A 19,516-nucleotide genomic window follows, 5' to 3' on the forward strand; every position below is an offset into this window, starting at 1 on the left:
GGCTATCTCCCTCTTGCCGGAGATAGCCTTTTTACCGCATACTTAACGCCGCATACAAATCACGCAACGTTTCAATGTTGCGTTGCTTTAATTCCTCCAATAACACCTTCCATAGCTTTGCCATCGCCTCAACATCGCCGTCAGCCGTATGCCGCTTTTGGCATAAAATTTCGTAATATTGCAGCGCTTCATCGAACGTAGGGCACGAACAGCGCAAAATCATTTCCACCATCGGCTGCATATCGAAAAAGTGCGCGGCCCATTTGGTCCGATAATACTTCCAGAGAAAGTGGCGGAGAAACGATAAATCATGGCCAATGTGATAGCCGATCATTACTCCGCCATGAATAAACGATAAAAATGAACGGAGCGCCTCCCGCAGGCGCGGGGCATGCAGGACGTCTTTCGCCTGAATTCCCGTCAATGCGGAAATATGCGGCGGAATCGCTTTTTCCGGACAAACGAGCGTAAAATATCTCTCTTTTACGATTCCGTTTAACGTTTTCGCCGCCGCCATCGCCAAAATTTCGTCGCCCTGCTGCGGAGAAAACCCCGTCGTTTCCATGTCAATAATTACAAAGGGCACTTCCGCTAAAGGAGTAGTTATATCGATTTGCTGCTTTTCTTTCCGCAGCGATCGCAGCCACATTTCCTGATGCAGCGAATGCTCCCCGTCTAGGAAGGCAGACAATGCTTCGCGCGGTATTTCCAGCGACAGCAAGCGAAGCGCCCGCTGCCAAAAACGATGTCGCTCCCTCACCTAATACCACCTGCCCGCCGCAGGACAAGCCGCTGCAGCTTTTTTGCGGTCTTCATCGCTTTTTTCAGCCGTGTTCGTTCGTTTGTTTCCAGTGCGCGCCATAATACATAGTCCCGCTCGTTTGCCGCTTCCGTTGCATACTTTATCCGAATATAGTAATACGTCAAGAGCGCATCCCTCACTTCCTCCGCCAACGGCAGCGGAAGCAGCTTCTTGTTTGTGATCTCGCGCCACCGTTCCCATGTCGTCGCCGCGGAAATATTGGCAGCACACGCCAGCCACTTTAGCGCGTTGACGATTTGCACATACCCGCTATGTTTCATATGAATCGCTCCACTGTGGGGTCCCCACCGTTCCATTTGCACGTTGCCTATCCAGCCTAAAGGGACGCTAGGAAACATCACATGCTCCCCCATTTGCCGCAATAGCTGCGCCTTCTCGTTCGTCGAACGAAACAGCGTCCGCCTGCTGTCGGCAACCAGCTCGCTATCCCCATAAATCGGCCGCATATCCATGGCGATAAACAAAAAGCGGATATCATTAGGAAGACAGCCGCTTATATACATCTTGATCTGTTGCTTCCAATCGCAAAGCGACTGCCCCCACCGTTTGTTTGTCGCCATTACGTAGCCGGAACAATACGGGTAGCCAATTTCGTGCAAATAATTCGTTCCTACAGCGGCCATATGGCGGATGAATTCATAACATTGTTGCTCTTCCTGCTCCGCGCAGGCAAACAAAATACCATGATCTTGGTCCGTCCATACCGTCGGCTCCCGCCTCCCGATGCTTCCCATCGCATACCAGCACCAGCTGCGCGGACGGACGCCGGCTATCGCGCGCAATGTTTCCTGTTCGGCCAAGCAAAACACCCGCCTCATCATCGCATCATGCGCATCAGCGACGATTTCAGAAATCACCTCAAGTTCCTCCCAGCGCAGCTGATAACGCAACCGTCTGGCGAGCTCATCATGATACAGTCGGAGCTCCCCGATCGTTTGCGCCTCTTCCAATTGCTTCACCCATTCATATAACGATTCCATGATCGTTCACCTTAAACAAGATTACTGCTGCACCATCGGCTTTGGCTGGTAGGCAGGATCCAACTGCTCCGGATAACCGTATGAACCGTGTTCGCTAATATCCAATCCGGAAATTTCCTGTTCTGCCGTCACGCGCAATCCAATCGTTTTCTTTAATACAAACAAGACGACAAAGGAGACGATCGCTACATAAACCGATGCGCCGAGCACGCCGGCCGTCTGCACGATCAATTGATGAAATCCGCCGCCATACACAAGGCCCGCTTTGCCGATCCCGGTTATTTCGACTAATCGCGGCGAAGCGAAAAATCCAGTCGAAATCGTACCGATGATGCCGGCAATGCCGTGCACGGAAAACGCGTAAATCGGGTCATCGATCCCTTTTCGCTCAAAATAAATCGACGTCCAAAATGTCAATGAGCCGGCAGCCGCGCCGATTACTACCGCCGCCCATGGCTCCACGAAAGCGCACGCCGCTGTAATCGCTACAAGCGCGGCAAGCACCCCGTTGACCATCGCTGGAATATCCGCTTTTCCAACCATGATTTTCGCCGTGACAAGCGCGGCAACCGCTCCCGCCGCAGCCGCTAAATTCGTCGTTAACGCCACATAACCGAAAAAGCCATCGCCTACCGCCATCGTGCTCCCCGCATTAAACCCAAACCAGCCGATCCATAAAATCAATCCGCCGATGACGGTATACACTTGGTTGTGTCCCGGAATGACGTTCGGCGTTTTATCTTTATTGAACTTGCCGATGCGCGGTCCAAGCAAAACCGTCGCGACCAACGCGGCGATCGCCCCTTGCAAATGAACGACCGTAGAGCCGGCAAAATCTTGCATGCCTATTTCGCCAAGCCATCCGCCGCCCCATACCCAATGGCCAATGACCGGATATATGGCGATCGTAAAAATCGTTCCAAACAGAAAATAGACCGATAACTTGGCGCGCTCGGCAAATCCTCCCCAGGCAATCGCGAGCGACACCCCGGCAAAACCGAGCTGAAACAAAAATTTCAACGCTAGCGGAACATTCGCCCATGACAACGAAGCAAACGTCTTTTCATCCCCTTTTAAAAACCATCCATCCGTTCCCATTAGGCGATTTCCCTCTCCAAACGCAATCGCGAAGCCAAATGCCCAAAACGCCAGCGAGGCGATCGCAAAGCTGAGAATCTGTTTTCCGGCGACATGCCCCGAATTTTTCATTCTCGTCGACCCCGCTTCTAAAAGCGCGAACCCAGCCTGCATTCCGATTACCAGCACCGCGCTCACCATTACCCATAATGCGTCAAGACCCGCAGCTAGCATTTTGCCATCCATTCACTTCTCCCCCTTAATGTAATTTTTTATAACTTTATATGTAATAATATATAACAAATAAAAACCAAATTTCAATATTAACTTCTTTTTGTAACCGGTTACTTAATAGATTTTGTTATGTTTTATAACATTGATTTTATCAAAATCGCAAAGAAAAAACGGAATGCCTTAAGGCATTCCGTACATTTTACGCGACGCGAATCGGCTTTCCGAACGGCACGCGTGGCATATAGTCGTCCGGTACAAGCCAAAATACTTCATAGTCGACTTGCAATTCTTCATAAAAATAGCCAGTGACATCGGTGATGTAAAAAAGCGTATCGATTTTTTGCTCCGCTGCCCATTCCAACACTTCTGTATATGATGATTTTCCATGTTTAAAATACTTAATGGTGGCAACACCGACCGGAGATACGTCGCGAATTTTAAAATCCGCTTGCACGAGCAGCGTATCCGGCCGTACTTTTTCAAACAGCTTGACAATGTTTTGAATGAGCACGGGACGTGATGGGCGGGTGGACGTATCAATCGCCAAGGCAATGGAATGATCTTTTCGTTCTTTTAGTAATGCCAAAATTGCTCGTTGCCATTTCACAATCATCAGCCCCCCTAATATAGTATGGCAATGTACAGTACTAGTATGAACGGGAAGGAAGCTGAGTACGAACTGTTTTTCTTTCCTCTTTCTCCTACAATTTTGTCAAAATTAATCCGCATAAGGCAGTCGCAATGCCGATAAGCTGGTACGCTTTTAGTCTTTCCTTGAATAAGTAACAACCTAAAAAAACGACAATGAGGCAGTTTAAGCTGACAACAGGAAAAACGATGGATGCAACGCCTGTCGTAAGCGCATAAAAATAGCAGCTAAAGCCGATGACGCTGAAAAAAGCCACCGTCGCGCCCACCCGAAACTCCCGTTTATGGACAATCGTTTTGCGGCAGCTCCAATATAAATACAGCCCGCCGCCGCCATACATCGCCGTCAGCAAGTCGAGCGAACCGATGCCGATGACCGAACACCACTTCATTAAAATTCCTACTATTCCAAACGAAACGATCGCCATGGCGATATGAAACAGCCAAGGTATGTATTCATGATTTCCTTTCTCCACTTTCGGAGTATATTGAATGATCGCAGCGGAACATAACATACATAAAATGCCGATCCAGTGTAAAAGCGGAATATGTTCGCCAAAAACAACCCCCGCTGCCAGCACCGGAAAAATCGCATTTACTGCCACCAGCGGAGCCGTCAAACTGGCCGGCCCTTTCTCAAACGCCCCCGACATTTGCATGTTTCCCGTCGCATTGCAAATCCCGATCAACGCTCCGAGCATCATCGATGTCGCGCTTGGATGGAGCGATTTTGTCATCCATCCATACAGCGCCATAATGCCAAACGCCACCATATAAAAATAAAACTGGATATGTTGTTTCGACATCGAATGGCGCGTGCTCCATTTAAACAGCGTATTGTTAATGCCGAAACAAACCGCGGTCATCACAGCAGCAGCCAACCACACGTCTGTCCCTCTCCCTGTTGAATAAATTGTACAATCTCTATTATAAATCGAAAAAACGTAAAAACGTCAAGGCTTTTTCCCGCCTTGACGCTCCGCTGTTACTGTTTTCGTTCTCGGGAAAGAGGGATGTCTTTTCCCTCCACGTTATCGATGACGGCTTCCACTGTCCCTTCCGCATATACATCGCTTACCTGCTCATGCGTTTGTGCCAACGCGGAAGCGGAAAAAGACGACGCTTCCTCATCGGATGGCTCGTACTGTCTTCCCGCAATTTGCAGTTGTTCGTTCTTTTCCATGGATCAGATTCCTCCTTGTTCATTTCCGCTCACTATTAATGTGGAACAACAAGGCAAAATAAAAAGAGGAAGTTTATGGGTATTGCATGCATACATTCGCATCAAAACGGCAAACTAATGGTAAACCATTCATGGAAGAGAGGATGAACATCATGAAACAAGCAAAGCAAAACAACAACGTCGAACAACAGCAAAAAAAACAACAACCGGAAAAAGATACCGAAAAACAGCCTGGATATGGAGACAAAAAATTGGAAGGACCAAATTTCCCGGCCGAATAATGTTCGGTTAAAGGATGGCGTTTAAAAATGAAACATTTAATCGCACTTGTATTAAAGTACGTGCTGCTGGCTACGGTCTTTTTTGCGATCGTCCCGTTATTTTTGCGCGTCTCCTCGGCGGAACTGTTATGGTTCAGCCTGTGGATGACCATCGTTGCTTATGCGCTCGGCGATTTGTACCTTCTCCCGCGCTTTGGGAATCTATCAGCGGCGATTGCGGACTTTGGCCTCGCTTTTGTCGGCGTCTGGATCGGCATCGGTGCTTTTTACGATGGCAACGGTACTGCGGTTTTAAACGCTGCGTTCTTTTCCGCGCTGCTTGTCGCGCTTGGCGAAGTGTTGTTCCATGCTTATGTTCATCGCTTCATCCTTCACGGCCAAGAAGAAGAAAAAGTGCCTTTGCTAGGGCGTGAATGGCAAACGGAGATGGCGGAAGAATTCGACGTCCGCCGTGAAGCAGATCATGATGACCAAAAACAGAAAAGCTGACCTCATCTAGATGAGAGGTCAGCTTTTTCTTTATCGATCGTTGCGTTTCAATGACAATAACGTCTGTTTCAGCTGTTCTTCCATCGTCACGAGCTCCCGTTCGACCTGCTGCCGTTTGCGGCGGCCTTCTTCCTGAATTTTCAACGTTTCCTCTAAGGTAGCCACCAAATTTTCCTGCGTTTTTTTCAACGTTTCAATATCAATAAGCCCGCGCTCATTTTCCTTTGCGACTTCTATGCTGTTTGTTTTCAGCATTTCCGAATTGCGAAGCAGCAAGTTATTCGTCGTTTCCGCCACTTGCTTTTGCGCCTCAACCGCTTTTTGCTGGCGGAATAAGGTCAAGGCGATCACGACTTGGTTTTTCCATAGCGGGATCGCCGTTAAAATCGACGATTGAATGCGTTCGACAAGCGTTTGGTTCATATGCTGAATCATACGGATTTGCGGAGCTGTTTGAATCGTTACTTGCCGGCTTAATTTTAAATCATGGATCCGCTTTTCCAAACGATCGGCAAACTGCAGCAAATCGTTGACTTCCTGCATTTCCATTTGGTTTCCTGACCGTTCTGCCTGGGCGCGTTTTTCCGGAATCACTTTTGTCCGCAACTCTTCCAATTTATATTCCGCCGCGGCGATATAAATATTTAGCGCATCAAAGTATTCTTTATTTTTCTCATACAGCGTCTCTAGCATCATAATGTCGCGAAACAGCATCTGCCGATGTTTCTCGAGCTGATCAGCGATTTTATCAATTTCGACGCCGATTTTTTGGTACTTGGCGACAAGTCCTTGCAGCGATTTCGACACCGTGCCAAATAGCCGCGAAAGCAGCCCTTTTTTCGCCGGAAGCAAATCATCCGGATTTACCTCTTTAATTTTCGTCATCAAATCGCTGATCACTTCGCCAACGGGACCCACATCTTTTGTCTGCACATGATGAAGAATCGTATGAGAAAACTTGGACAGCTCCGCTTGCGCCGCCACCCCGTATTGGATGATTGCCTGCTGATTGCGCGGATCGATTTGTTTCGCCAGCTGAAGCGCTTTATCGCGATGTTCCGGCTTTAACGTATCAAGAAGCTTTGTCGGCTGCGGTTGCTCCACAGCAGCTTCGTGTTGCTCGCTCGGCAAGGAAAACGGGTTTTCCAAGAGCGAGTCAAGCGAGCTTGTCCACTCTGGATATTGCAGATCGCCACCTGGCGTCTTATCGGACGGTTTCATAGTCGTTCTCCTTTCTCCACTGCATCGTTTCCGAAAGCTTTTGCTGCTCTAGCGATTGCTCGAGCATTTTCGCCTCGACTTGTAAATCAAATACGTCATTTGAAAGTATTTCCAGAAGCCGTTTTTCTGCCGTCCCCGCCAGTTCATCGAGAAGCCGTTCCGTTTTCCAAAGCACTTCTTTCATCTCCTGGCTGCGCACAGGCTGATTGGTTAAATACACATATTTTTCGATCATTGTCGCCGCCATTGGCAATTCATTTAAGAAAAACGGCTGGGCGATGCGAAATTGATGCGGATGTTGCTCCACCGCACGAATCATTTTGTCGACGATCATGCACATACGCGAAATTTTTTGCCACATCACCAGCGAGCGGAGGCGGTAACGGGCGCGACGCATTTGTTTCCACTGTTTCCGCGCTTCATGGAGCTGGGAGCGAATATACGCTTTTTCCTCTTTAAACATCTCTTGCGCCGTAATGCGATGATCTCGTTTTTTCATCACCATGGATGTAACGAACATCGCTCCCATTCCCGATAAAAAGGAAGGAAGGACGTGAAAATCGGCGAGAAAAAACACGATGATGGCCACCACAACTCCTATATTCCATGAAACAAACCAGCGCCATAACGTCTTCAACAGCTGTTTCATCGTTCATCCCTTTCTCCCTACACTTTATTACTTCCATTATAACATGTCCTCTTTCTTTCATACGTATAAATGACGATTTTGTTTCATCTCCATCTTGACTTTTTGTCTCGATGGAAGGCACTAAGCATAGGACAACGCCGCGGACGAATATGCTTTAACAAAAGGATTGGCAAAGGAGAGAAACGGATGAAACAGATTGATTGGCAAATGGTATATTTTGTCGGAGTGACATTATTAAAAGAATATTGGTGCTATATTGGGCTGCCGCGTGTCTACTACTGGCGCATCCATGATCATGATGACCGCAAGGCGGCATAACCGGGGAGGGAGAGAAAGGACATGCAAGAATGGTATATGCCGATGCAGCGAAACAAACTAATGGCGCAAACGATTACCGTGACAGGGCGGGGAACGGTCACGGCAAAGCCCGATACGGTCATCATCACCCTTGGAGTGCGAACCGAACACGCCAACGTCCAAGAAGCGCTCGCGGAAAATGCGAAACGCGCCAATGCCGTTATCCATGCGCTAAAAGCAATCGGGGTCAGTGATGAGGACATCGACACCGCCTCGTTTTCTATTTATCCGAAATATAATTACTCTAATGGAACAAACACCTTGACCGGCTATGAAGTCGAGCATATTTTCGACATCATCGTCAAAGACACAAAAAAAGTCGGCAACATTTACGACACCGCCGTCACCAGCGGCGCAAACATCGCCCGTCATATCCAATTCCGCCTTGCCAACGAACAACCTTATTACCAGCAGGCGCTGATGCTGGCGGTGAAAAACGCCAAAGAAAAAGCGATCGTCATCGCCCGCACCCTCGGCCTGCCAATGCAAGACATCCCCCTTCAAATCAAAGAAGAAAGCAGAGCTGCCTCTTTTCCGCCGGCACCTTATTCGATGACCACGCTAGCGGAATCATCAACCGCTCCGCCGATTCAGACGCAAGATATCACCATCACCGCCACCGTTCAGGCAGTCTTTTCCTACTAAAAAAAAGATCCTTCCATTCGCTGAAGGATCTTTATTCTTTCGCTAAATCCACTTCATACACACGCGCACCGCCGAATAAATGCACTTGTTTTGTTTCTTTTTTTCGTTTTTCCCCATCTGTCTTTACGACCGTAACCGTATATACCCCAGGCAAATACGGACCGACTTTTTTCACAAATGGATCTTTTGTCGGTTCCCCTTCTACTTTCTCGCCGTTAATCATAATTTCATCATCCGGCTCGTTCAAACGAATGTTCATAGAGTATAAGGTTGGTTCAAACACATAGCGGTCCCCGAACACTTTGATGGTGAAAATGGGCGGTTTCGACGTTAATCCTTTTATATATACATGCTTCATGTCGTTCTGTCTGTCAAAATCACGTTCGAGCGTTTCATATGCATTTGGATGCGCGTCTAAGTATGAAAACAACGGCGCAAGCGTCTTTTCATTGACCGGGATCGTCTCGTCCGGCACACGAAGATACGTTTGCAGCGCGGCAACATCTTTATCTTTGAGCGCATCCTCAAGGCGCATCACAGCGATTTCCCTGCTGGCAGCGTTTTTCAACATGCTGTATCCTTTCCATAAAAGCGCGCCAATGATCCACACCGCCGCTACGACCAAAGCCGTACGTAAGAAGATGCGATAGTACTTTTTCCGCCGCTCCCGCATAAAAAGACGCGCTTGCTTCCGCTGTTCATAGCGCGCCAACGCCGCCGCACCGCTTCCCACATCTTTTATTTCTCTTTCTTGGTGATTGTCCCCCTGTATCGTTTTCTCTAAAGACACACGCTGTTCCACCGAACTTCCCCTCTCCTGTCTGTATTCTAGTTCATCTTTATGCCAGAATCAGGGAATCTATGTTACAGAAACAACAGTGTGCTTTTATTATAAAACGGAGGTGGGAAGAGGGGGTAATGGTTTGCACATCACGATGCAGTTTAATCCTATCTTTTTCCCTCAATGTCGTTCCAATAAGACTTTTCTCCGGCTTTCATCGCCTTATGAAGAAGCCGAAGCGACCATCTTCGTCCGCTTCTTTTCAAACTGTTGAAACACAAACATATATAAAACCGCGCTGATAAAGGAAAGCACACTCAGTAGGAAAAACGTCCATTGATAGCCAAGCCATATCGTTGCCGTGATCGAAAGCGGGGCAATCATCCGCCCGATCGTAAAGCGCAGGCTCGCAGCCGCAAAATATTGCCCGCGCATTTCTTCAGGAGCCAATTTAGAAATAAATGTTTGCTGAATTCCTGCTGTCATCAATTCACCAAACGTAAACAACGCCATCACAAAAATAAGCCCCCAAATCGATGTGGTTTGGCCGAATAGAAAAATTGCCACTCCATAAACAATGGAAGAGCCAATAAAAGCCGTGCGCTCATGATAGCGCGACATCCATTTCGTCACCAGTACCGTAAACAGCGCGACAAGAAAGCCGTTTTCAGAGATAAGAAGGCCAAACGCTTTCTCTCCGCTAAGGGTAAACGACCAATCGCCAAATGAAAATAGTGTTTGTCTCCCCACACTATCTTTCGTATACACAGGAATCAATAAATCCAACTGCATAAACGTTTGCCCGGCAAGAATGCCGGCAATGATAAACAATAGGAATATTCGGTCGCGTACAATCACACTATATTGCTGGACTTGTTGCCGTAAAAACTCATGCCACTTCCCGTGTGCCACCCCTGCATTTCCCTGTACCGGAACTGTTTCGCGGAGCCATTTGGAAAGGAGCATAGCGAGCAGCAAACACGAAAACGCTGTAGCGAGCAATAGTTCAAAGCGATAGTTTTCGTAAAAAATTCCGCCAATCATCGGACCGATCACCACCGCAATGTTGATGGACGTATAAAACACGGCAAATACGCTGCTTCGGTCCTTTTCCGGAACGACATCCGCCACCATCGCCTGGCTTGCTGGCCAATAAAATGATCCGCAAATTCCTGCGATCGTAAAACAAATAAAACCAACCAGCGGCGAAGTAAACCATGGCGAACTTGCAAGCGCAAAAAAGAAAAACGCTGCCCCTTGCCCATAGGCCGACAGCACCATCATTCGTTTACGTCCAAATGCATCCGCACAGTATCCTCCCATTAAATTAGCAATCACGGAAAAAAGCTGCGAGATGATTAACAACATTCCCGCCTTATCTTTCCCGAACGATTCAGTAAAATAAATGGACATAAACGGAAAAAACATCCAAAAAGTAATATTGATGAGCGCCTCACCAAATAGGCGCACTTTCAAATTCCGATCCCAGTCGCGTATCCTCATAAATAACCTCCGTTTATTTCTTTGTATACTGCAAAAACTATTATTGCAATTCCTCGGAAATTATACCATTATTTTACCTTTTTGTCTTTTTAGAAAAATATTTTCCCAATAAAAAACAGCCCCGCCACACTCGGGACTATTTTTTCAAGAAATCGTTTGCTCTGCTGATGTACTTTCTGCTAAACTGCCATCCGTCCAATACGCCAACAGAGAGAGGCGAAATGTCGAAAACCATTCATCAAACTTTTTGCAGAAGTTTTCTCCTTGCAACGGATCTGGTCTCCAGCCGGCATGGTTAAAGCGGCTGAAAATATTCTTTTCAAATTAGTGTTTTCTAAATACAAGCGTTTCCCCTTGACCAACGAATTCAGGAATAGGGAAAGATGGGTCAGATGATTCCTTATAAGGCAAAAAAGAATGCGGCCCAAAAGCCGAAACCAGCTATTGAACCGCCTTTTATATCGTTTAGATTATATAATCAAAACAGTTTGCACTTGATTTTGTTTTACTGTTACTTCAAACCGGCCGCGTGAATCATACGCAATGGCGTCGATCGGCTTTTCATTTAAATTGGTGCGGTAAATATGGGAGAGTGCATGATTCCACTGAAATTGCGCCATTTTCTCCCCTTGTGCAGGATTATAAAAACGAATGATAATGCCGCTGTTATCTTCACTTCGCTTTACTGTACTTAAAACGATGTCCGAATCCGTTTGCGCAAATAGGCTGTAATGATATGGCACATGGAAATCAACCGGATTTAATTTCATCGCATCATACGGCATTTTATTATACGTATACAATGGTGTTAAAAATTGCTTAGCGATTTTTGCCACGTTCGCCTGTTCGGTCGTTCCTTTATGCGTTGTCAGTGCGATATGCACACGATTTGTTCCGATCATTTGTGAATCAGGAGTTTCCAGCTTAATTCCCGAAGGACGCCCCGGCCTTCTGACTAGCTCTTCTTTTCCAAGATATCCTACGCTTCGGAACAGCGTCACCGCAATCGTGTCATAGTGTTCTCCAACAATTTCATATTCCCTTGTGCTGTTGGTTAATACGGCTACGCCGCCATCCTCGTTGGATAACCCGACATAGGTTAACATTGGATAAATGGCATCCGGCCGCTCATCCCATTGCTCTTTCTCCCATACTTCTATGGCTGGATCGACGACCGGTCTTTTGATCGTGCCAAATTGGTTATCCGCGATAGAATGGGTCGATGGAATTCCGGTTGGAACGTACACTCTTACTCTATGATCTTTCGCCGCATTCTCTACTTCTATTTGAATATCAATACGCGGCTGGTTCATCGGAATCGTCAAATGGATCGCAACATCGATAAAGCTGTCGCAGCGTTTTGCCTTGCGGCTCTCGATGTCCGCCGGCACCGGCAGGCGGTATTCGATATCAGCGTAGGCGAAATATTGATTTTGTCTTAACGAGTACTTTGCTTTTACATCTTTGCTATGCACGACGAAATCGTCTAATAAAGGAGAATAATCGTATTCATCGCCGTCATCCGCCATATCTTCTATTAACAACACGTCGCTGAAGGTTCGATGTAATTGTTTATCATAAATATTCAGCGTGCCGTTTTCGTTTACCGTGATCGTATAAAAATTCGTATCAATTTGCGGCACTGATTCAGGCTGTTTCTCTATCATGATGTGATCTGTTTCTTGAACGAAATACGCTTTATATCCCATTGCCGGAATGCGGTCTTGAAACTGAATGGTATAGCGGACAAACGGATCATAGTTTCCGTAATGGACAATTTGGCGATCAATTAAGCCCGGATCCACTATTTTTTTATCCACTACTTCAAAATAAATTTCTTTTCCCGTTTCATCGACTAGCGTAAAGTTCTTCCATTTTGTCGTAATTTCTGCTTGAATTGGCTCATTTCTTTCATAAGGAAGCAAATTGTATACCACCAGCTTGTCAATTGATCGATCGGATGGCATCGCATCGGCGATTTTTCTCATATAGAAGGAAATCAAACGATCTGTCTTCTCCTCCGCGATGAAAAATCTCGCCATAATTTCGCGGTGGACTTTATCGGAACAGCAGCACCCGATGCTATCGTGCGCATGGTTTTTCATCATTTCCTTCCAAATGAGTTCGATCAATTGATGATGATAAGAAAACCCTAGCGTCGATGCGATCGCTGCCAACGGCTCTAAAATATTGGTTATCTTATTTTCCATTCTTGCGTTTGCTGCTTTAATATCCATACGTGTCGAGTAAATGCTGCGGTGTACGCGCATATATTTGCCATCTAAAAATTCTCCTTTAATTGTTGCGAGGCCTTCCTGTTTTTCTAGCTCCTCAAAAACATGCTCATAGCGGCTTAAGAAAAATTTTCTTTCCGGATACAACTTGCGCAGCTGTTCGATAACTTCGAAAATATTTTTTTGAATCGGCATTTGGTCGTGCCCGTTTGGAATAATAATATGGTCGGTTGTCGCTCTCTTATCTAATACGGAAAAATATTTATCCATCCGTTCCTTTAATGTTGCTTCATCAGTCGGGAGATACTTCCCGATGGCATAGCCTAATGGAAATACTTGCACAAGCACTTTGGAGCCGTCGTCACTCATCCAATAAAACTCTGTCCGGTCTGTGCCGTGTCGTTCGGAAATTCCCCGCCAGAAGATGGCCCGATGAATGCCAAAGCCGTTGAGTATTTGCGGGAGCTGGGCAGACTGCCCAAACGAATCCGGAAGATAGCCGATTTTCATCGGCTCACCGAACTCTTGGCAATCTTTCAATCCATATAACAAGTTACGGACAATCGATTCTCCGCCGACGACCATTTCATCCGTCTGCGTATACCACGGACCGATGATTAGCTTTCCTTGCTGGACTAAACTGCGGATTCGTTCCTTATATTCCGGTTTTACCGCAAGATAATCTTCTAAAACCACTGTCTGCCCATCCAAGACGTAATACGGATAATCTGGATTCGTTTCGAGCATCTCTAATATTTCTTCCATGTTATTGACAAGCAGAATGCGCGACTCCTCTGTGGAAAAGTACCATTCGCGGTCCCAATGCATGTGAGGGACAATGTGAACATATTGTTTCAATCTATCCACCCCGCTAACTTAACCCTTGTTGCTTCTTTAATTTATGAATACGAGTAACCACTAAAAGTATCATGGAAATAAATGCGCCGATAAGCGCTGCGCCTAGCCAAATCATTCCGGCTTTCCATAAAGGTGCACCTTGCAGCACAAACAAGGAGAAAATTCCTGCTCCCGGAACGTTTAGACCGATATGAGACGCGGTTACGATCGCTCCTGTAATAGCAGAACCAATGCAAAGGGATGGGATCACCCGGATAGGATCGTTAATCATAAACGGAATGGCACCTTCGGTAATACCGGCCAAACCAAGAATCCAAGTTGATTTACCAACTTCGCGCTCGTACTCTTCAAAATAACGTTTAAATAACAATGTGGCTGCTGTTACGGAGAAAGCAGAAACCATTTTTACCGAGGCAAAAGCGGCGTACGGAATAAAATTGCCGCTGGCCATCGCACCGATGCAGAACGTATAGGCGGCCTTATTGACAGGCCCCCCTAAATCGAAGGAAACCATGATTCCTAAAATCGCGCCAAGAATAATGGCATTGCTTCCTGAAAGATTGTCTAGCCAATGCAGCAATAAATTGTTTAACCCCGCAACCGGTTTTCCAATCACAAACAGCATCAATATTCCAACAACAAGTGAGCCTACAACTGGATACACCCAAAAGCTGATAAATCCGGAAAACGCTCCTTTCGGCGGCAACTGTTTCTTCAACAGTTTCATAAAGTAACCTGCCAAAAATCCGCCGAGCATTCCTCCCAAAAATCCACTGTTAATCATACTTGCGGCAATCCCTGCGGCAAAACCTGGACCTAATGCCGGTTTATCGGCGATAGCGTAAGCCATGTACGCAGATAAGACAGGGATCATCAGCGTTCCAAGCATATTTCCGCCTAATTTCCGAAGCATCCATAACCATGAATTTTCTGTATCATACAACTGTTGCAAATGGAACGCCTGTGCTACCAAAACGGTAAAAGCTAAAATCATTCCTCCCGCCACAATGATCGGGATAATGTGAGAAATACCTGTTAAAATAGAATTTTTTACCTCGGTTTTCCATGATACAGTTTCCGATTGACGTTCTCTTTTTTGCGGCTTGTATTCTGTTTTCTCCTTCGTTTTTGCTGCTTCTAGCGCCTTTTGAATCACTTCTTTTGCATCTTTTAACGGTGCAGCCACCGTCGTGCGGTAGATTGGAAGATGGGAGAACCTCTCCTCATTTTTTACCGCTACATCCGCGGCGAAAATGGCTGCATCTGCTTTTTGCAGCTGTTCATCCGTGTGGCGGTCTTCAATGCCATTTGCTCCCTGCTTTTCAACATAAACAGTAACACCAAGTTCTTGCCCCGCTTTTTGCAATGCCTCGGCTGCCATATACGTGTGGGCAATGCCTGCCGGACACGCCGTCACCGCAACGATGGTTTGGGCAGATGGCACCATTTCGTTCTCGTTTTTCTCCTCTACATCATCTAACGCATCATATAGTTCTTCGGCGCTTGCACAATTTTGTAACCGCTTTCGATATCCGGCATGAGAAAGCCTTTTTGCCAGCTCCGCTAGCAGCTCAATGTGGGTCGATCCCGCTTCTTCTTCTGGAATCGCTAACAAAAAGACAAGACTGACTTTATTGTGTTCAACGATGCTCTCCCAGTTTTCAATTGGCTTCTTCAACTTGGCAACAGCAAAGGAAGCGGATTTCACTGCACGCGACTTTCCGTGTGGAATCGCCAGTCCTGCTTCCAGTCCGGTTGGAGATAACGCTTCGCGTTTTAATACATCTTGGTAAAACTCTTCTGCAGAATGTAATTTCCCTTCCTGCGCTAACTTCTCAGTCAAATACCAAATTACTTCTTCCTTTGTCGATAACGCTACACCGACATCAATTAAATGAACATTCGTCAACTTCCTCAGTTCCATTCCCTTCACACCCTTTCCTAATCCCCCTTATCGGCTTTTATTATAAAATAAAAAAAATAAGAAGACGGAAATCTTCTTACTTTTTCACAACATTGCCTACGGAAACCATACTGTTTGTGTATTTATACACATCATCCATACATTTGCCAATAACGTTCGCTTATTTTTCTTAACATAATCAATAATGAAGTTCGATCCGTAATATCATACTTATTCAAAAACTGTTTAGGAGCCCAACAATAAAGACGCAGATCGGCCAAATTGGCAAGCGAATTTTCGCTTAAATGCGTCATGCTGATGATAAAAACTCCTCTTTGTTTCGCAATTGTCACCGCTTCCAGCACTTGTTTTGTTTCTCCGGATAAACTAATAACAAAAAGAAGATCTTTCTGGTCGCAGCGGTCCGCACTATAAATCATGTCATGCCGCTGTGTAAAAAATTCCGCCTGTTTGCCGACACATCGTAAATTTTTTGCCATCATTTCACAAAAATATGCCGAGTCTCCTATTCCGTAGAATAAAACTCGCTTAGATTCATGCATTTTCCGCACTGCCACATCTATCGTATCGATGTCCATCATCTCATATGTTTTCAATATATGTAACGGCACTTCCGTCATCTGCACCATTTCCGCCTGATTTTCTAATACTAACGCCGCTTTTAATTCTGAAAACCCTTTATATCCTAGTTTTTTTGCCAAGCGGACAATCGTATTAGGGACCGTATACAAATTTTCTGCTAATTTCTGAATGGACATGTTAGTGACTTCATGACGGTGTTGCAAAATATACTCGACAATTTGATCTTCTGTATCATTTAGCTTATCGGCATAAAATTGCACTTTTTCTTCAAACTTCATTATCCTTATCCCCCATTGCCATAATCTCTCCATTAACGTATTTAACAACAATATAGGCAATATATGCAAAGAAAAATTAGAGATGGTTCCCTCATCACACAGCAAATGTCTAGAGATTACTTTTAAGCAAATCTCAAAGCGGCCAATATTCAATATTCCATAGCAAATTCCAGCTCTTCCCTCCTATTTTCACGTCGGAAGCGATCCAAACTTCTTTTCATAGTGACTTAACGTTAACAACGGAAATCTTCACCTTAATCGGCCTTCCGCTCTTTGTCACTTTTTTCTTTATGTAATGGCAAGGTTTCATCCATGGCAACGAGGAGGTTTTCTCATCACAATGGGCCTGCTAATGACATGGATCGAAAAACAGGCAGAGACAATAGGATGGTTTGTCCACAGCTTCGAATGGAAGCATATATATTCATTTGTTGGGTATTCGCTGTTTATGGTAATGGTCTGAGGGTTTTATCACTGGATGAACTTGTTCTAGAGGCGATGGATATCAAAAAGGATTGCCAGCGAAGGCGCGGCAATCCTTTGCTAAGGAAAAAACGAGACATTTTAAACTATACTGTTAACTTGCCCCTACTAAAATAGGAATTCTTTCTTTGTATTTTGCAATTAATCTGTTGTTATGTTCATCCGCTCCTTCCATATTACCACTTAAAAAGATCGGTGGTTCCAAACCGTTTTCCGCCATTAAGACAATAGTTTCAGCAAAGATAGCATTTAAAATCGCGCTTCCTACAACAGTAGAGGTAGGAGAAAACGGAACGGAAACACTTTCGTGGGATAAAATTGCGTCACCTTTCACGGAATAATTATTAATAACAAGATCCACTACCTCGTATAACAACTTACCACTTTTATGCCGTGAGGGCTGGCACTTTGAATATTCCAAGGATGTAATGGCTATCGTATAAGCCCCCTTCTCTTTAGCCGTCAGCGCAACATCAATCGGAACTGGGTTACGCCCCGATGTGGACAAAACAAAAAACACGTCTTCAGGACGGATATCCTCAGAATCTATAAAATTCTTTGCAAAATCATTCATTCTCTCCAACATGGACGAACGGACCGCCCCCTCATGAAGCATAAGGGGTTCAAAAAATATTGGTTTAATTGGTACAAGTCCTCCAGCACGGTAAAAAACTTCTTCCGTTAAAATGTGGGAGTGACCACATCCGAACAGTTGAATAATTCCACCTTTCTGAACGGCTTCACTTACTACATAAGCAGCTTTTTTTAGATTGTCCTTTTCATGTTTTAAAACGAGTCCCAAACGTTCGTTGATCTTTTGAAAATAACGTTCGATCACGAGCTGATCACTCCTTTTAGTTGTAGAAAAATTTCTTTGACTCTACTTGGATTCGATTCTCCCTTGCCTTGTAATACATCTCCAAATACGTGCGGCATAAATAATTCAATATTTGTTTTTCTTATCTCTTTGTATAAAACAGGAAGATGGTGAACTTTAATACCGCCCGCTGGCTCAATGGCTCTTATTCCTCTTTTGGCTGCTTCTTTGGCAATGAAAAGAAGTTCTTCTAGGTGATCGAGCCCTTTCATTGGCATGACTTTTATGGATTCAACCCCGCAGGCAGCAGCCAATTCTAATAATGGCTCTACTTTTATCTTTTTTCCTGTTGGTATTTTTACAAAACCAACCTCCCCAGATGGAGAGATAAGAGCAGTAATAATAGGAAAACATTGCTTTGCTGCTAAAAACCCCTTGGCAAAAAGGGCTCTTTCCAATGGCTGATTGATATGTTCCGGATTGCTCCTAACAGCTATATCAACAACTCGTTTCCATTCATCAAACTTTCCTCCACCACCAAGACCGATACTGACAACTGGCGATGATTGTTTAATACTTTTCACCGTCTCAACGGCTTCCTCAATTGTAGCAAAATCCGCTGCTGCAATCCCTGGTACACAAAAGCCATCTGATGCTTCCAAAAGATCGGCAGCGTTTTTTCCGTCCTTCGCTAAAACATTGAGCAGCAGCTGATCTTGAAACCGCTTTATATTAAATAGCCTCATTTTGTGCTCTCCTTAACATATATGCCATTTTGTTCAAAGCTGTTTCTACAATTATTTTTCCTTTTTCTTTTGTTGCTTTCGTTGCATCCCCTAACACCGCTGTTTGAGTAAATGTTTTCCATGGCGTTGGACTCACGTCCGCTTCCTCATTTATATTCGGAATATCACAAATGGCTCTACTCATGTCTACATATTCTTCAGCTAAATAAAGCATAATCGATGTTTCAATTTCACAAGCATGAAAATAGACGGAATGAATCGTCTCCGTTTCCCGTATTTCATTGACAACTTTGTTCATACCGGGATAGAAAAAATAAAAGATTTTAAAATCAGGAAATTGATCATATAATATTCTTGCTGCTTCTTTTAACGCTATTTGATTGCCAAGATGACCGTTGACCATCGCCCAAATCCGAAATCCTTGTTTATATAAACTCGTTCCAATTTCGACCAATAAACGAATCAACGTCTCATTGGAAATAGATATACTACCAGGAAAATCGCGTAAACTCCATACCTGTCCGTATGAAATGGCAGGGAGGACAAATCCTGCAACCTTTTCTGCCAACCGACAGGCAAGACGTTCTGCCAAAATGGTATCGGTACATAACGGAAGATGTGGGCCATGGGCTTCTACTGCACCTATAGGCATGATAACAATGCTTGATTTCGTAATTTTGTTACCTATCTCGAATGAATTTTCTAAAGCGAAGTTCATCGATT

The 19,516-nt window shown here is 45.1% G+C and carries 21 protein-coding genes; 4 read left to right on the forward strand and 17 right to left on the reverse strand.

Going from position 1 to position 19,516, the window contains the following annotated elements; genetic code table 11:
- Positions 1-31: 31 nt before the first annotated feature.
- The 6 genes from BV455_RS01565 to BV455_RS01590 all read right to left on the reverse strand — a co-directional run bounded on the left by BV455_RS01565 (position 32) and on the right by BV455_RS01590 (position 4,945).
- Positions 32-760, reverse strand: a complete 729-nt coding sequence (locus tag BV455_RS01565; RefSeq protein WP_081161315.1) for an exonuclease domain-containing protein — start codon at positions 758-760, stop codon at positions 32-34.
- Complete coding sequence (locus BV455_RS01570; RefSeq protein ID WP_081161312.1) at positions 757-1,803, reverse strand: DUF294 nucleotidyltransferase-like domain-containing protein; 1,047 nt, start codon at positions 1,801-1,803, stop codon at positions 757-759. The genes BV455_RS01565 and BV455_RS01570 overlap by 4 nt, the downstream gene beginning before the upstream one ends.
- Before the next feature lie 21 nt (positions 1,804-1,824).
- Positions 1,825-3,126 (reverse strand): ammonium transporter, encoded by a 1,302-nt coding sequence (locus BV455_RS01575; RefSeq protein WP_017437617.1) that lies wholly within the window; start codon positions 3,124-3,126, stop codon positions 1,825-1,827.
- Positions 3,127-3,313: 187 nt separating this feature from the next.
- Positions 3,314-3,721, reverse strand: a complete 408-nt coding sequence (locus BV455_RS01580) for a VWA-like domain-containing protein (protein ID WP_026078681.1) — start codon at positions 3,719-3,721, stop codon at positions 3,314-3,316.
- 94 nt (positions 3,722-3,815) lie between these two features.
- Positions 3,816-4,649, reverse strand: coding sequence for a DMT family transporter (locus BV455_RS01585; RefSeq protein ID WP_061579276.1), 834 nt, complete (start codon positions 4,647-4,649; stop codon positions 3,816-3,818).
- Positions 4,650-4,747: 98 nt separating this feature from the next.
- A complete protein-coding gene (locus tag BV455_RS01590; RefSeq protein ID WP_017437620.1) occupies positions 4,748-4,945 on the reverse strand; it encodes a YozQ family protein in 198 nt (65 codons plus the stop codon).
- A 152-nt stretch (positions 4,946-5,097) separates the two neighbouring features.
- Between BV455_RS01590 and BV455_RS20620 the strand changes: the two genes are divergently transcribed.
- Together BV455_RS20620 and BV455_RS01595 are read left to right on the forward strand one after the other, a co-directional pair.
- Complete coding sequence (locus tag BV455_RS20620) at positions 5,098-5,226, forward strand: hypothetical protein (RefSeq protein WP_017437621.1); 129 nt, start codon at positions 5,098-5,100, stop codon at positions 5,224-5,226.
- Between the two features lie 27 nt (positions 5,227-5,253).
- Positions 5,254-5,715 (forward strand): YndM family protein, encoded by a 462-nt coding sequence (locus tag BV455_RS01595; protein ID WP_017437622.1) that lies wholly within the window; start codon positions 5,254-5,256, stop codon positions 5,713-5,715.
- A gap of 30 nt (positions 5,716-5,745) precedes the next feature.
- Here the strand turns inward: BV455_RS01595 and BV455_RS01600 are convergent, their stop codons facing one another.
- On the reverse strand, positions 5,746-6,936 hold the full coding sequence (locus BV455_RS01600; protein ID WP_218687667.1) for a toxic anion resistance protein: 1,191 nt from the start codon (positions 6,934-6,936) through the stop codon (positions 5,746-5,748).
- Complete coding sequence (locus BV455_RS01605) at positions 6,920-7,585, reverse strand: 5-bromo-4-chloroindolyl phosphate hydrolysis family protein (RefSeq protein ID WP_017437624.1); 666 nt, start codon at positions 7,583-7,585, stop codon at positions 6,920-6,922. Before BV455_RS01605 ends, BV455_RS01600 begins: the two co-directional genes overlap by 17 nt.
- Before the next feature lie 186 nt (positions 7,586-7,771).
- On the opposite strand from BV455_RS01605, the gene BV455_RS20625 reads away from it, so the two are divergent.
- The gene (locus BV455_RS20625) at positions 7,772-7,903 is read left to right on the forward strand and encodes a hypothetical protein (protein WP_017437625.1); all 132 of its coding nucleotides are present in this window, start codon (positions 7,772-7,774) and stop codon (positions 7,901-7,903) included.
- A gap of 21 nt (positions 7,904-7,924) precedes the next feature.
- Positions 7,925-8,587 (forward strand): SIMPL domain-containing protein, encoded by a 663-nt coding sequence (locus BV455_RS01610; protein ID WP_218687668.1) that lies wholly within the window; start codon positions 7,925-7,927, stop codon positions 8,585-8,587.
- A gap of 31 nt (positions 8,588-8,618) precedes the next feature.
- On the opposite strand, the gene BV455_RS01615 is transcribed toward BV455_RS01610, so the two are convergent.
- The 9 genes from BV455_RS01615 to BV455_RS01650 form a co-directional block, all read right to left on the reverse strand.
- Positions 8,619-9,389: a zinc ribbon domain-containing protein gene (locus BV455_RS01615; protein WP_017437627.1), complete on the reverse strand. Its 771-nt coding sequence runs from the start codon at positions 9,387-9,389 to the stop codon at positions 8,619-8,621.
- Positions 9,390-9,590: 201 nt separating this feature from the next.
- On the reverse strand, positions 9,591-10,871 hold the full coding sequence (locus tag BV455_RS01620; protein WP_042410451.1) for an MDR family MFS transporter: 1,281 nt from the start codon (positions 10,869-10,871) through the stop codon (positions 9,591-9,593).
- A 144-nt stretch (positions 10,872-11,015) separates the two neighbouring features.
- Positions 11,016-11,141 (reverse strand): hypothetical protein, encoded by a 126-nt coding sequence (locus BV455_RS20630; RefSeq protein WP_017437629.1) that lies wholly within the window; start codon positions 11,139-11,141, stop codon positions 11,016-11,018.
- A gap of 200 nt (positions 11,142-11,341) precedes the next feature.
- The gene (mngB, locus tag BV455_RS01625; protein ID WP_245005324.1) at positions 11,342-13,972 is read right to left on the reverse strand and encodes a mannosylglycerate hydrolase; all 2,631 of its coding nucleotides are present in this window, start codon (positions 13,970-13,972) and stop codon (positions 11,342-11,344) included.
- 4 nt (positions 13,973-13,976) lie between these two features.
- On the reverse strand, positions 13,977-15,887 hold the full coding sequence (mngA, locus tag BV455_RS01630; protein WP_061579277.1) for a PTS 2-O-a-mannosyl-D-glycerate transporter subunit IIABC: 1,911 nt from the start codon (positions 15,885-15,887) through the stop codon (positions 13,977-13,979).
- 131 nt (positions 15,888-16,018) lie between these two features.
- Positions 16,019-16,747, reverse strand: coding sequence for a MurR/RpiR family transcriptional regulator (locus BV455_RS01635; RefSeq protein ID WP_017437632.1), 729 nt, complete (start codon positions 16,745-16,747; stop codon positions 16,019-16,021).
- A gap of 577 nt (positions 16,748-17,324) precedes the next feature.
- Positions 17,325-18,068, reverse strand: a complete 744-nt coding sequence (locus BV455_RS01640) for an SIS domain-containing protein (RefSeq protein WP_218687670.1) — start codon at positions 18,066-18,068, stop codon at positions 17,325-17,327.
- Positions 18,065-18,793: a KDGP aldolase gene (locus BV455_RS01645; RefSeq protein WP_081162544.1), complete on the reverse strand. Its 729-nt coding sequence runs from the start codon at positions 18,791-18,793 to the stop codon at positions 18,065-18,067. Before BV455_RS01645 ends, BV455_RS01640 begins: the two co-directional genes overlap by 4 nt.
- The gene (locus tag BV455_RS01650; protein ID WP_081162547.1) at positions 18,780-19,511 is read right to left on the reverse strand and encodes a creatininase family protein; all 732 of its coding nucleotides are present in this window, start codon (positions 19,509-19,511) and stop codon (positions 18,780-18,782) included. The genes BV455_RS01645 and BV455_RS01650 overlap by 14 nt, the downstream gene beginning before the upstream one ends.
- Positions 19,512-19,516: the final 5 nt, after the last annotated feature.

The organism is Parageobacillus caldoxylosilyticus, assembly GCF_019272935.1.
Lineage (GTDB): Bacteria > Bacillota > Bacilli > Bacillales > Anoxybacillaceae > Saccharococcus > Saccharococcus caldoxylosilyticus.

Coding starts and splice junctions, on each gene's coding strand:
- BV455_RS01570 (WP_081161312.1), bottom strand. CDS start 1,803: ATGGAATCGTTATATGAATGGGTGAAGCAATTGGAAGAGGCGCAAACG.
- BV455_RS01575 (WP_017437617.1), bottom strand. CDS start 3,126: ATGGATGGCAAAATGCTAGCTGCGGGTCTTGACGCATTATGGGTAATG.
- BV455_RS01590 (WP_017437620.1), bottom strand. CDS start 4,945: ATGGAAAAGAACGAACAACTGCAAATTGCGGGAAGACAGTACGAGCCA.
- BV455_RS20620 (WP_017437621.1), top strand. CDS start 5,098: ATGAAACAAGCAAAGCAAAACAACAACGTCGAACAACAGCAAAAAAAA.
- BV455_RS01595 (WP_017437622.1), top strand. CDS start 5,254: ATGAAACATTTAATCGCACTTGTATTAAAGTACGTGCTGCTGGCTACG.
- BV455_RS01600 (WP_218687667.1), bottom strand. CDS start 6,936: ATGAAACCGTCCGATAAGACGCCAGGTGGCGATCTGCAATATCCAGAG.
- BV455_RS01605 (WP_017437624.1), bottom strand. CDS start 7,585: ATGAAACAGCTGTTGAAGACGTTATGGCGCTGGTTTGTTTCATGGAAT.
- BV455_RS20625 (WP_017437625.1), top strand. CDS start 7,772: ATGAAACAGATTGATTGGCAAATGGTATATTTTGTCGGAGTGACATTA.
- BV455_RS01610 (WP_218687668.1), top strand. CDS start 7,925: ATGCAAGAATGGTATATGCCGATGCAGCGAAACAAACTAATGGCGCAA.
- BV455_RS01620 (WP_042410451.1), bottom strand. CDS start 10,871: ATGAGGATACGCGACTGGGATCGGAATTTGAAAGTGCGCCTATTTGGT.
- mngA (WP_061579277.1), bottom strand. CDS start 15,887: ATGGAACTGAGGAAGTTGACGAATGTTCATTTAATTGATGTCGGTGTA.
- BV455_RS01635 (WP_017437632.1), bottom strand. CDS start 16,747: ATGAAGTTTGAAGAAAAAGTGCAATTTTATGCCGATAAGCTAAATGAT.
- BV455_RS01645 (WP_081162544.1), bottom strand. CDS start 18,793: ATGAGGCTATTTAATATAAAGCGGTTTCAAGATCAGCTGCTGCTCAAT.
- BV455_RS01650 (WP_081162547.1), bottom strand. CDS start 19,511: ATGAACTTCGCTTTAGAAAATTCATTCGAGATAGGTAACAAAATTACG.